At 64.2% G+C, this 12465-nt stretch carries 12 protein-coding genes; 2 read left to right on the top strand and 10 right to left on the bottom strand.

Annotation, left to right across the window (positions count from 1 at the left end):
• Positions 1 to 33: 33 nt before the first annotated feature.
• The 10 genes from OIE68_RS45595 to OIE68_RS45550 all read right to left on the bottom strand — a co-directional run bounded on the left by OIE68_RS45595 (position 34) and on the right by OIE68_RS45550 (position 8300).
• Complete coding sequence (locus OIE68_RS45595; protein WP_327097077.1) at positions 34 to 831, bottom strand: hypothetical protein; 798 nt, start codon at positions 829 to 831, stop codon at positions 34 to 36.
• Positions 832 to 1065: 234 nt separating this feature from the next.
• Complete coding sequence (locus OIE68_RS45590; RefSeq protein ID WP_327097076.1) at positions 1066 to 1998, bottom strand: aKG-HExxH-type peptide beta-hydroxylase; 933 nt, start codon at positions 1996 to 1998, stop codon at positions 1066 to 1068.
• A 93-nt stretch (positions 1999 to 2091) separates the two neighbouring features.
• Positions 2092 to 2217 (bottom strand): hypothetical protein, encoded by a 126-nt coding sequence (locus tag OIE68_RS45585; RefSeq protein WP_327097075.1) that lies wholly within the window; start codon positions 2215 to 2217, stop codon positions 2092 to 2094.
• Positions 2218 to 2314: 97 nt separating this feature from the next.
• A complete protein-coding gene (locus tag OIE68_RS45580; protein ID WP_327097074.1) occupies positions 2315 to 3205 on the bottom strand; it encodes a protein kinase domain-containing protein in 891 nt (296 codons plus the stop codon).
• Positions 3205 to 3837 carry an AAA family ATPase gene (locus OIE68_RS45575; RefSeq protein ID WP_327097073.1) on the bottom strand — a complete coding sequence of 211 codons (633 nt, stop codon included), beginning with the start codon at positions 3835 to 3837 and terminating at the stop codon, positions 3205 to 3207. The genes OIE68_RS45580 and OIE68_RS45575 overlap by 1 nt, the downstream gene beginning before the upstream one ends.
• Before the next feature lie 23 nt (positions 3838 to 3860).
• On the bottom strand, positions 3861 to 4598 hold the full coding sequence (locus tag OIE68_RS45570; RefSeq protein ID WP_327097072.1) for a hypothetical protein: 738 nt from the start codon (positions 4596 to 4598) through the stop codon (positions 3861 to 3863).
• Positions 4567 to 5214: a hypothetical protein gene (locus tag OIE68_RS45565; protein ID WP_327097071.1), complete on the bottom strand. Its 648-nt coding sequence runs from the start codon at positions 5212 to 5214 to the stop codon at positions 4567 to 4569. The genes OIE68_RS45570 and OIE68_RS45565 overlap by 32 nt, the downstream gene beginning before the upstream one ends.
• Positions 5211 to 7070: a radical SAM/SPASM domain-containing protein gene (locus tag OIE68_RS45560; RefSeq protein ID WP_327097070.1), complete on the bottom strand. Its 1860-nt coding sequence runs from the start codon at positions 7068 to 7070 to the stop codon at positions 5211 to 5213. Before OIE68_RS45560 ends, OIE68_RS45565 begins: the two co-directional genes overlap by 4 nt.
• A gap of 39 nt (positions 7071 to 7109) precedes the next feature.
• The gene (locus OIE68_RS45555; protein WP_327097069.1) at positions 7110 to 7544 is read right to left on the bottom strand and encodes an NUDIX hydrolase; all 435 of its coding nucleotides are present in this window, start codon (positions 7542 to 7544) and stop codon (positions 7110 to 7112) included.
• A gap of 132 nt (positions 7545 to 7676) precedes the next feature.
• A complete protein-coding gene (locus OIE68_RS45550) occupies positions 7677 to 8300 on the bottom strand; it encodes a hypothetical protein (RefSeq protein ID WP_327097068.1) in 624 nt (207 codons plus the stop codon).
• Between the two features lie 384 nt (positions 8301 to 8684).
• Here OIE68_RS45550 and OIE68_RS45545 point away from each other — a divergent pair, with 384 nt between their 5' ends.
• Both OIE68_RS45545 and OIE68_RS45540 read left to right on the top strand, forming a co-directional pair.
• The gene (locus OIE68_RS45545; RefSeq protein WP_327097067.1) at positions 8685 to 11837 is read left to right on the top strand and encodes an orotidine 5'-phosphate decarboxylase / HUMPS family protein; all 3153 of its coding nucleotides are present in this window, start codon (positions 8685 to 8687) and stop codon (positions 11835 to 11837) included.
• Positions 11834 to 12316 (top strand): GNAT family N-acetyltransferase, encoded by a 483-nt coding sequence (locus OIE68_RS45540; RefSeq protein ID WP_327097066.1) that lies wholly within the window; start codon positions 11834 to 11836, stop codon positions 12314 to 12316. Before OIE68_RS45545 ends, OIE68_RS45540 begins: the two co-directional genes overlap by 4 nt.
• Positions 12317 to 12465: the final 149 nt, after the last annotated feature.

The raw sequence follows: 12465 nt of genomic DNA, 5'->3' as shown, positions 1-12465 counted from the left end.
CGTGGATGAGAAGAGTAATTCGATGATGCGCGATCAGTGTTCAGTTGTAGAGCGCGAAACAACCTCGAGCACGGCACCGAACAACAGCTGGACCTCATCGAGTTGAGCCCCGGCCCGGGTTGCTGCCGCTTCACGATCGGCTTGGTCGGCGTCGGAATGTATTGCCAGTTCCGCACGTGCGGCCTCAGCGACGGTCTTCCACTCCAGCACGTCGAAGTTCTCGCCCGCACCGGGGATGGTGGTGGCGAACCGCCACAGCAGACGCATCGCAGGCAAGGTCGGCTCCCCCATCCGTCCCACCTGTTCCGCCACGTGGATGGCAGCAGTGAGGAAGTCCACGCGTGGGCTGAGTGGGCCGATCATTCGGCGGCTCAGCGGCCAGGTCGACACGGCCAGCAGACCGCGGGCCGCAGTCAGGCGGTCCGCAGTCAGTGCGCTGCACAGGTAGTAGGGGCGAGCGTGAGGGGATGACCGGAACGAACGTTCCTCATCTCGGCGCAGGTGAGTCAGCTTGGATCCACTCAGTCCGCCACCGAAGAACGCATCCTGCACCGCCGCAATCAACTTCGGCGCGGATGCCCCGCCCACGAGCGTCAATGCCTGATGAACCTGATCCCGAATCGACAGCAACGATCCGGGGTGATCGGCCAGCTCGGGTTCATCCACGGACGGCGCCAGGGCCGCCAGAGCGTCTTCCCAGGCCTTGTCCGTTCGACGTAGCTCCGCCCTCAGTTCGCGAGCTCGCGCCGAATCGCCTGCGATCGTGGCTCGACGTAGGTCGATGCGCAGGTTCTCGATCCGTCGTTCGAGCTCCTCCAAGGGGGTGGTCATGACCGACATGCTATAACACTACTTCCACTCTTATCCAGTAATTTCCAGTATCTATCCGAGGGGAGGTCGTGGTGTTTACATCGCCGCCGACCTGTGTACCGTTCCGCCTTCGATGGCCTCGCACGACACCTGCCGCTCGCTACAGCAGCCGGAGTCGTTGTCTTTCGGGTGTTCATGACCAACGCCCGTGGCGCGCAACGCCGATGATGCAGGCGGTTTGGCCATAACGGCGGTTCAGGCTGTCTTTCTGGCCATTCCGATCGTCGCTGCGGCGGCATAGATGGCAGCGAGCCGTTCTCGCAGTTCGGCGTCGGTGACCAGACGCAGCGCTTGTTCGTGGATTTCGTTGACCGTGGCCAATGTGTCGCACTGCTGCGCCAGGTAAGCGGCGAGAATCCGCCTGCTCGGCTGCGCAGCGGTGGCTGCCGCGCGCGTCGCGAAGAGCATGGTGAGCGGAAACGCCCAGCAGGCGTGGAGCAGGCCGAACGCGGGACGTTGAGCCTTCTTCCATGGTGAGTAGAAACTGACCTCGTCGCTGATCGTGGTGCCGGTGGCCGCGAGTGCGTCGTTGAGCCAGTTGTGGCCGGCTTCGTGGATGATGTCTCTGGCCAGGATGGACGGGTCCGCGGTGTGATCGAGAAACACGGTGCCCGGTAGCCGGCTGATGGTCCAGCTGTTGAGAGTGGCGTCGGGGCTTTTGGTTTCCAGCAAGCACACGATGGGCGCATGGTTGTCAACGAGTTGGCCGAAGCCATGCTCTGCCGCTATGCCGAGTGCCTGGTCGCTGAGTTCGACCAGCCCTGGGGGTGCCGCCTGGGTTTCGGGGCCAAGCAGGTAGTAGGGCGTCTCGGCGATTGGCGAGACGTGCATACCGGTGCGGCTTGGAGCCTGGATGATTTTCGGTCCGCGAGAAGTGGATTCGAACCACGCTGCCGGTGGGTCGATGACCGCGGCGCGGTACCACGCGAAACGGTCTCGGTCCCCGGTGCGTGCGGCCTGTTCTGTGCCTTCGAGGCAGTGGTGGGCGAGGGCGTAGTTCATCTCGAGATGAGGATCTGGGCTGACACCGGCGCCGGAAGCTCCGATGAGCCTTTGAATGGTCTCGGTTCGGGAACGATGAAACATGGTGATGCGGGGAAGTTCGAAGATCGCATCCAACTCGTTCACTCGGGCACCCCTTTCCGTTCTGAATGTGGTCAGCGCGGTGACTGCGGTGGCCGTGCGCCGCCGCAGTCACCGCCCTGTTCTCTGCGCCGTCGTTTACCGCTCGGCGGCGGTCCAGCCGTCGGAGATGATGCTGGAGGTGTGAGCGGTGGTGCGGATCCGGGAGTCGTCCGCACGCAATTCCTCGACCGCCTGCAGGAAGTCGGTCATTTCATCGGTCATGTTGGCCATGGTTACGAAATCCATTCTGTTGCAATCTAATACGGTTTCAGCGTTGTCTCTGGTGTTGTGAGACTGGCGTCCTCCTGTCCTGGTTCGGTCACGGCGTTTTCGCCGTGGTGGCGCGGATGGCGGCCCGCTGCAGCGCATTTCGGAATTCCGTCATGCTTGGTCGGTCTGCCGGGGTGTGTGCGAGTGAGGATCGGAGCGCAGTGCTCAAGGGGTTGGGAATGCTCGCGAAGGATGGGGGTATTGCGAGGCGGGGGATGTCGCCGAGTAGCACTCGATGGGTGAGTACCGCCAGGCTGAATACGTCGGCGGGCGGTCCGGCCCTCTCGTACTCGGTGAGGTATTCGGGTGGCCAGTGGACTTCGGGGCCGCGGTGACGGGGACCGTGTGGGGCGTGGAGGCGGCGGGCGGCGCCGAGATCGGTGATGAGGCCGCGTCCGTGGTCGATCAGGATGTTCTCTTGGTAGACGTCGCGGTGTACGACTCCGCGGCGGTGGAGTTCAGCAAGTCCTTCGGCGATGTCGGCCAGGATGGATAGTTGCCCGGCGAGTGCCGATGGTTCGGTTCCGGTAGTGGCCATCAGGGTGGCGAAGTTGCCGTCGGGATAGTGCGGCATGGTGTACCAGTCGAAGTCCTCACAGTGCCCTTCGGCGAGCAGCGGGACGACGTGGGCTACTCCGGTGCATTCGCGGACGAGGTCGCGTTCGTGGCGGAAGTCGCTGCGAGCCATGGTTCGTTCGGCGGGGCTCATCTGCTGGTACCAGTAGAAGCCGTACGCGGCGGGCCGGTCGCCTTCGGGCATCGCGGCGAGCACGTGGTTGCTGCCGAATCCGGCCTTCACCACGACCGATTCCTCTCCGTCGCGGTGCGCGAGGGCCAGGGTGCTCGAGCGGGTGAATGCGAGGAGGTCTTGTATGTGCCAGCCATGCCGCCGAAGTTGGTCCAGGACCCATCGCGCCGGATGTAGAGGGTGCAGCTCCATCACAACGTTTCTCCTGGGATAGGCGGGTGCAGGTGGTCGAGGATTTCGTCGCAGACGCGGTCGGTGTCGCGGGGAGTGAGGAGTCGTCGGCGCCAGAGCGGGCGGTTGACCGTGTGCTGCCATGCATTTGCGGCCTGCTTATAGAGGCGGTGCTGTTCGAGGGCAACGTCGGGGGCATCGCCGGGGCGGGCAGCGGTGGGTCTGGTGGCGAGTCTGCGGCGGCAGATCTCGGGTGGGGTGGTCAATACGACGGTGAGATCCGGTTGGATTCGGGATGCTGCCGCTAGGGTGCTGAGGTAGTGCTCGACGGGGCGTGTGTGGGTGGCGGCGAGCAGGCATGCCGAGGAGAGGATGAGCCGGTCTGTGATGACATGCTGTGCTCGGGTGGCGGGGCCGATATTGTGCCGGGCGTGCAGGATCAGATCGTCGAGAACTGCTGTGGTGGCGGTGTTTTCATCGACGAGGGCGCGACCGGCGCGCAGTGCGACCAAGGTTCGTGTGGCTGGCAGTGACAGCCAGGAGAACTGGCCGAGGTGGGTGATTGCGATGCTGCGGTCGGACGCGCGGGTGAGTATTCGATCACGCAGCGTGGATTTGCCTGTGCCGGCGGCACCTTCGAGGGCGATCAGCATGATGGTTTCTCCAAAGCGGTACCTCAGCTGGTATCGGCGAATAGCCAGCTGATGAATTTGCGGGCGCGGCCGGTGATTACCGGGGTTGTGCCGTGGGTGAGCTGTGATCCGTACAGCAGGGCGGTGCCGGGATCGGGATCGACGCTCCAGCGGGTGCGTGCCATGTCACGGAACCAGGGCGAAGAGTTGTCCGCGCCGTCGTGGGCGAACATCATCCCCGGCGCGTATCCGGGGCAGGCCGAGAGCAGAGCGCGGTTCCACAACCGGGGATCGGAGGTGGTCTCGGCGTAGAAGTGCCCGCCCTCGCATCGTGCACCGATGCTGACGCCGATGCCCGCGATCTGGCGGGGCCAGCACCGCGGGTCGGGGGCGATTCCGTCCAGGTGCGGTGTGATGTGTTGTCCGGCACTGTATTCCACGTATGTCCACGGTCGGCACGAGGTCACCGACGGCAGGATTCGTGCCAGGGTTGGTTGGGCTCGTTCAAAGGCGTCCTGCAGGGTCTTCTCGGCTGCCGCGGGGATTTCGGGAATCTCGAGCCGCCCGGCGGGCTCGTAGACCGACATCGCCTCCTGGGTGCTGTGGCCGGGGATTTCGTGGATCGACACGGTCCGGTTGTGTTCGAGTTCGGCCCGGTCGGCGCTCGCCAAGTAGTCGTCCATGATGGCGATGAGCTGGCGGTCGTCGGCGGCGGTCAGGAATTTTTCGATGCTGCCGATAGCCAGAGTTTCACCGAGTCCGATCAACGATGGCTCGTTCATGTCCCCTCCGGGTGTGTAGTACTGCGGTGATGTCGCCGAGGTCGGCGCAATGGTTGAGCCAGCTGGTCACCGGCTCATGCCCGATCGGCCGATGCCAGAGCGTCATTAGTTCGCAGACCAGGGGAAACCGGTCTCTCGGTGGATCATCGCCGCGGCGGACATCCGGATGTTCGAGGGCGCAGGCGCCGCCGGACTCCTCGTCGAAGACCACAGCGAGCTGGGCGCCGATCCTCGCGCACCATCGGGCACGTTGCTGCGGGGGCGGTACGAGACCGGCGTAAGTGGTGGTCTCGACCTCGAGCCAGGCATCGGCGATCGCCGCGGCGCTGTGCTGAATCAGGCAGTGCGCGCAGCAGGAGATCAGTTCGGGCCGACACATGCGTACCCCGAGCGTGGTGGCGATATCAATCGGAATCGCCCACGCCGTTTCGGCCAGGTCTAGCGACAAGGGCGCGGTGTGTTCCCCCTTGTCGAGCCGGTGGCGACAGCAGAGCTGGACCGGCGTTAGGGGCGCTGCCCGCGGTTTGTTGGCTAGGGCGGGTTCGATGAATGCGATGTGGAAATAGGCGATCCGGCCGAGGAGTTGGTGCACGGTGATCATCTCATCGACGTTCATGCCGCGCCGCTGTCGGCGTGAGACGCTGTGCTGCAACCACATTCGATGACGGCATCCAGGAAAGTGGTGGTAAGCGCATCCACCATCACGGAGGTCGCGGAATCGAGGTCGGCGAAGTAGGTAGACCAGTCATAGCCCTCGGTGCGTTCGAACCGCACATCCAGCACCGGAAACCGGGCACTAGTCGTGGTGCACGACAGGTCCGCGCGGCCGATGACGACCTGAATCGATTCGGGTACACGGGATTCGATCGAGGCGAGGGCGCGGCACAGCGCGGTGGCGACGGTGGCGTATTCGTCGGCGCTACGGGGAAGGATCCCGAAGCGACGTTCGGCCGGGGTGAGCGACAGTCCGGTGTAGGGATGGCCCTGGCAGCTGTCGTAGGTCACCAACCCCCACCCGGTGGTGATCGCGTCGACCAGCGACCAGACGCCGGGTTCGATAGCCTCACGCCACAGCGGATGCAGCGGATCCAGATCATCGGCTTCGTGCGTGCCCGGGGCGCCGACGGTGTTGACGTTGCCGTAGTCGCTGACCTCCAACCGCACTGGCTGGTGAGGCACCTGTGGGTCACGCCAGCGGCTGAGGAACCCTGCGACATCTGCCATTGCGTTGATCTGTCGAGGACGCGCATGCACCCGTCGGCAGAATATGGCCGAAGGAGTTGCGGGGGTGGCGATCAGGGCCGCGACGCCGTCGATCAGCCGCATCCGGTATCGGCAGTAGTCTTCGTCACTGCCGGCGGAGGCGACTGCGCGCAGTCGCGTGGCCAAACAGCCGCCGCCACAGCTGTTTCGGTAGCGGCAGGTGGTGCATTTGCTGGTCAGGGACCGGCCCTTCACCAACAGCGGTAGTTGCCGCTGCGCTGCGGCGATCTCGTGTGCTGCGGAGAAATCGGGCAGCTGGCCTAATTGCGCTTCGGGCCAAGGCAATTCGTCGCAGCTGCCGAACCTGCCGTCGGGATAGAGGGTGAACACATGGTCGCACTTGAGGTTGGAGAAGTGGCAGAACCCGGTGTCAGCGCCTCGCAGCCGCCGAATCGCCGAGACGATCGGCTCCAGTTTCACTCTGCGATGCGCGCCGCCGTGCACCCACCGAACCGCGGCGGCGAGGACGAAATCGGCGTACTCGTCGGGGGTGATCGCCCATGCCGGTCCTGCATCGGATATGTTGGCGCGCTGCGAAATCCGACTGGGTGATTCCCGGTAACCAGTGGTGGCGGTCTGTTTCGTGATCGATGAGTCGAAACAGGGGACGAAACTGATCGCGTCCACTGCGGGGAAGCTCGTCAGATGATCCAGAACGGCCGCCGCCCGACCGAGTACGGCGGGGGTCACCGCGGTGATGATGCCGACCTTTCGGCCGCGCGCACCGCATCGGTCCAGTGCGGCGACGATGGCGGGGTAGATTTCCTCGCCGTCGTAGCCGACGCGCCAGATGTTTCCGCGGCGGTCGCCGTCGAGGGAGATCCCGATCCGCAGGTCGGGATACACCTCGTCGAACAGGTCCAACCACGAATCGTCGAGGCGGATTCCGTTGGTTTGCAACGTCACGCGTTGCACCAGCGGCTGTTCGGCCAAGGCGGCGAGCACCTCACGCAGGTAGGGCTGCCCGGCGGTCAGGGGTTCCCCGCCGTGCAACTCCACCACCAACCGACGACCGCCGAACAGCTGCGGCAACCGCGCTATGTCCTGCACACCGATGCGGGCGCCGCCCGGGGATTCCTTGCGTTTCTCATAGCAGTAGAGACAGTCGATGTCGCAAGTCTCTCCGCGCAGCTTGCAGATGACCGACACCGCTGTCTCGGTTCCGGTTTGCGTCATCGTCAAGTACGGGCTGTCGTTGTCCCCGTTCATAGGGCTCACTCCCAACCGGAATCGGTGGCTTGGTCTGGCTCAGTCGACGAGGCGGCCGAGCAGAGCGCCCTGTCCTGATTGCAGGACGTGGGCGGCTTGCAGCGGAATCCAGAAGCATTCGAACCGTGTCGGCTCTGCCTCGCCGTCGTGGTCTTCCTGGCTTGCCCACCGGTCCGTCGCGTCCTGGCACAACTCCAGTTCGAAGAAGTGCCGGTGCTGGATCTCGAACCGGTAGGGGCTGATGTCGTACTCGGCTTCTCCGAGCTTGCGTACGATCTTGAACTCCGACAGCCCGGTCTCCTCCCGCGCTTCGCGCAGCGCCGCATCCTCGGGCGTTTCCCCGGCGCGAATGCTGCCGGCGGGCACCTGGATCCCGACTTCCTCCCACGAGTAGTCGGTGTGGCGGAACACCAGCAGCTTGCCGTCGCGAACGACGTAGACCATTACCTTCTCCTTGACGACCTTCTCGGGCATCAGGCGCAATCCTTCCTGCGAATCATGGAATCAAGGTGGTGCGGAATGAACGAGCTGCCAGACCGAGCCCAGCCCTGCGACGACACGTGCGGCCGTCTCCAGCCAAGCAGTCTAGTAGCGGATCCCATGTATTCACCGTGGCGCCACGCTGCCGGTTCCGTCGTCAAATAGACTGTGTTCCAAACGTTTTCGCGATTGCGCAACTAATGGATCGGTGTCTTGCGGTCTACTGCCTGCCTCGGCGCGAGTGATCAGAGCGTCCAGCAGATCCGCGAGGCTGTCGGGCACTGTGGGTGCGGCACTGGAATGGAAGCGACGACACTCGCTGATCAGCGCGGACAACTCCGGACGGTTGGCCCAGTACGCTGCCTCATCACCGCTGGTGGCCGCTCGATCGAGAACCGCAGTCAGTGTCACCGACTTCTCGGCGGCCGTAATCACGTTGGTCATCGACCCGGCCGTGCCCAGCATGGTCATCAGGCATGCGAGATCGTGGGCAGAGCATCCGATTGCCAACTCGTCGAGGTCGCCGCCATCAGCAGGCGGATCGATCTCACCGGCTCGGTGCAGCAGGGCAGCGGCGATCCACTCCGGCTCCGCCCCAGGGGCGTGATCACCGATCGTATTGGCCACAGCGACCGCGTGCGCCAGGGCGGTGGTCCCGGTCACCTGGTTGTAGTGGCCTGCATACCTGGTGCGCGCCATTCGCAGCGCCGCAACGACAAGCGGGTTGTGATGCATCGGCAGCATAGGCATTGCGTTCGGGCACCTTTCGGGCATTCGAGCGGTATGAGGAGTGCAGCGCAGGCAACCTCTTGCTGCTGCGGGGATCCGGGGTCGAACCGCCCGGCCATCCGCTCGAAAGATCGGGCCAGAGACGATCACTGCCGCCTCTGGCGGACGAGCCATCGCGTACACCACGGGCGGAACTCCTTTCGATCCAGGTTGCGCCCCTGCGCTATTCACACCATCCAGGGGTCTGCGCTCTTCACGGACTGGACGTGACAGCTGTTCGGAGCGAACACATTCACGGTGTCATGGGCGAAGCGCCGCGACCATGAGCCGTCGTCCTAGTTCTGCCCTAGTTCTGTGGTCGAACGGCTACCGTAGGTGCGCGAGGACGACGGATACGGATGGGGGATGATTCGGCGTATGGGTTCGGTGGTGGCGCGGTGGACGGGGCGGGAGGCACGTGCCCTGCGCGAGGCCAAACGGATGAGCGTCCGGGAATTCGCAGCCCACCTCGGAGTCAACGACGCCGCTGTGTCGAACTGGGAGCGCCGGGGCGCCGATGCAAGGCTGCGGTATGAGACCCAGCAGATCCTCGACATGGACCTCACCCGGTCCGGACCCGAAGTGGGCGATCGGTTCGAACTCATCCTGCGAACCGAGACGGCCGACGAGCCGTCGACGCCTGTTGCGGGACAGGCTGAGGGGCCACCAGCGCGAGCGTATCTCGGTGATCGCTCCGGGCAGCGGACAGCAGTCCTTCTTGATGCTGTCGGGCCGGACCTCGCACAAGCGAGCTATCTGCCGGATGGAGTCGGCGTCGAGCGTTTCGCACAGTTCCTTGATTCCCCGGCTAGGGCCTTCGTACTAGCCGGACGCGCCGGGAGCGGGAAGACCCGATTCACCCAGCACGTGGCACACACAATGTCGGCCCAGGCCGATTTCCAATTCCACACCTGCTCAACGTGGACTCCGGCCAGCACCGACCTCGCCACCGAGATACTCCGATACGCCTCTTTACGCAGCGGAGACGACGCCCTGCTGAGTCTGGAACGGGCGTCTGGCTCGCTCGACCATCCATGTGTTGTGGTCATCGACGGAGTCGATGACCACAATCAGCTCGTCATGGTCGGCCGCCAGGTTGACAGCATTCTGCGACAGGCGAATTCGAAGAATCTGCGCTTCGTCATCGTCGCCCGCACCCCGCCGGAACTCGATCTTTCGCCCTACCCGGTGCTGGCAGCAGCTACCTTTGGCCCCCCGGCTGCCGCAGGCGCGACCTCGTACGCACTGACTGCGTGGACCCCGGCCGAGGCCCGGCAGGTGTGGGAACGGCAGCGCCACGATGATCACGTGCCGTTCACGGCTCTGCCGGAGTCGGTGCAATCGCTCGCGAGAATCCCCCTGTACATGCAAATGCTGTGTAGTGCAGGAGATTCCGTCGAGGTACGCCCCGAAGTCAACGGGGCGTTTCAGCTGGTCGATCATTGCCTACGAACACTTCTCGCCCGCGGCGGACACCCTGTCGAGGTTGTCATCAACCATCTGACGCAGATCGCGTGCGAACTCATGCCCGAGGTCATCCCCGAGTCGCTGACCGATGCGGTACTGGTCCCGAGCGACCCCTCTCGCATAGATCTCCGACGAGCGGCAGTGCCGGTCGTCGAGCAGGCGCCCGGCGGAGGAATTCGGTTCAGCCATGACGTATTCCGCGAGTATTTCCTGGCGACCCGGATCGTCGAGGAGATGACCGCGCGCGGCAGATCCGCGGCGACAGTCACCGCCTTCAACGAACTCGCCGTTCACGCCACCCGGTCCGCAGTGGTGCAAGGCGTATTCGATTTCGTCGTCTGCGCCCTGAGCACATCTGCGCCGAACCTCGTTGACATGATCGCTCTAGCACCATCGACCGCTTTGGATGCCGCGCTGCCTATGTTGATCGAATCAGCAGCGGCACAGGGCATATCCGTCTCCGATGATGTTCTGCGCGCCTGTGCGCACCGCTGCACCCAGGCCCCGGCACGCCAGCTCGCCCTTGCACTTCTTGCCACACCGAATCTTCCTGCAGGGCTTGCCGATCAGCACGCGCCTTGGGTGATCAAGCAATTGCAGATCCATGGCTCGCAGATGTGGGAAGACATCGCCCGCCATATCGAACATGTCCTCGATATTCGGATCAGCAGCCGCATACTCAACGGCATCGATCTCGACCATGTAGGGGAAGCCGCGTTTGTCGCCCGCCACTTCGATCTGTTCACCACTGCCGGCCACGACGGCGGAGACCTTCTCGAACAGCTTCTGATGCATCTGGATTGGCGGGTACGCGCCGCGCTCGCCGAAGCGCTACTTGGACACCGCACAATCGCCCGAGTGCACATCGGCCGAATCGTCGACCGTCTCGTTCGGGACGACGACTACAAAGTCCGAGCAGCCGTCGCCCGTGTAGTCGGAACGTTCGACACCACCTCAGCGCTGACTTGCCTTCGAACTCTTCTCACCGACCGCAACTGGCACGTCCGCGAACGTGCCCTGCAGGGAGTCCTGTCCGGAACACGAACGCCGCTACCGGATCCCACGCTCACCAGCACCGTTATCGCCACTGCTGCCAGCAGGACGGACTGGGCTACGCCGCCAGCGTCGGCAATGAAACTCCTGACACGAATTCGTCTACTGGGCACCGACAGCAGCCTCGAGCCGTCGGCAGCGGTGGACGACGCACTCTTCGGGTTGCTCAGAGAAATGCGGACCGGCTGGATCACGCTTCCGCCTGACCTCGAACAATCCCTCATCGCTCGAGGCGAATCATCCACGCACTGGCTCACCACTGGTGAGGCCCGCGCAACTCGACGACGGTACGCCGCACAGTCGGACATAGAAAGCGTCCGCGAACAGTACCGGCGGCGGCGCGGCCGCAGGTCCCTCCAGGTCGCTCTCGACGTGCATTCGCTCGACCGTGCTATCACGATCGCCCGAGCCGCTGTCGACGCCGGAACCGATTTCATCGAGGTCGGCGATCCTCTGATCAAACGATCTGGCGTCGCAGCGATCGCCGCGATTAAACGCGCCGCACCCGATACGACGGTCGTGGCCGAAATGATGTCCGCCGACTGGGGCCGCGACCAAGTCGAACTCGCCGCCGAAGCCGGCGCGGACGTCGTGCTCCTCATCGGCCCAGCATCCACCGCCAGCGTCTCCGCCGCAGTGACGGCCGCACGCCGTCTCGGCGTCGCACTCGTCCTCGACACACCGCGCGCCCACGTCAACGCCGCGTGGCTGCGCGACATGGAACGCACCGGAATCGACGGCTTCGTCGTCACCACCAACATCGACCTCGGCATCGGCAGTGACCACCCGCTCGCGACAGCCAGAACGATCCGCAACTGCAGCCAGCTCCCCGTCGCAGTGTCCGGCGGATTCAGCACAGCCGACGACGAACTCACCGACAGCACCCACTGGGACATCGCCATCATCGGCCGCACCATCGCCGACGCCGTCGCCCCCGCCGACCTTACATATCAGTTGACCAGCATCGTCCGAAAAATCCATGCACAGGAGCGCCCATGATCATCACCCCTCTGCAGGTCCAGCACATCACCGACATCCACCACCTCATGGAACTCGGCGAACCCTACATCCGCGCCCGCGGCCTGTCCGACTACTGGCTCTACGCCGAGCTGTTCTCCTCCACCTGCCCCGTCATGACCGACCCGGACAACAACATCACCGGCGCCGTGATCGCGTTCCGCAGCCAAGACAACCCGGCAGACGTCTACATTCAAGACGTCATGATCCATCCCGACCACCGGCAACGCGGAATCGCCCGAGCACTCCTCGCAAGCATCCGCACCCAAGCCGAAAAATGGGACTGCAAACGGCTGTACCTGACCTCCGAGCCGGAAAACCACGCGGCACACGCCACATGGACCACCCTCGGATTCGTCAACGTTCCCGGCGACCACCAGATCGACGGTGTCTCAGTCATCACCGACTACAAAGGGCCTGGACGCAGCCGGGCCGTCTACGAATTGCTGTTGAGCCAATGAATCCGGGCTGCTTGGGGATTCGCAGCCGACACACAGCCACGTTAGGAGCACAAAGCAGGGAGACACCCCTCTCGGGCCTGGCCCGCGCGCATGGGTCGTTTGGATCAACCGGGACCAGCGCTCATTAGCCGAATATGGCGGACTTTGAC

Source organism: Nocardia vinacea, assembly GCF_035920345.1.
Lineage (GTDB): Bacteria > Actinomycetota > Actinomycetes > Mycobacteriales > Mycobacteriaceae > Nocardia > Nocardia vinacea_A.
The sequence above is the reverse complement of the archived record's forward strand: the minus strand, read 5'-3'. Positions and strand labels throughout refer to the sequence as shown.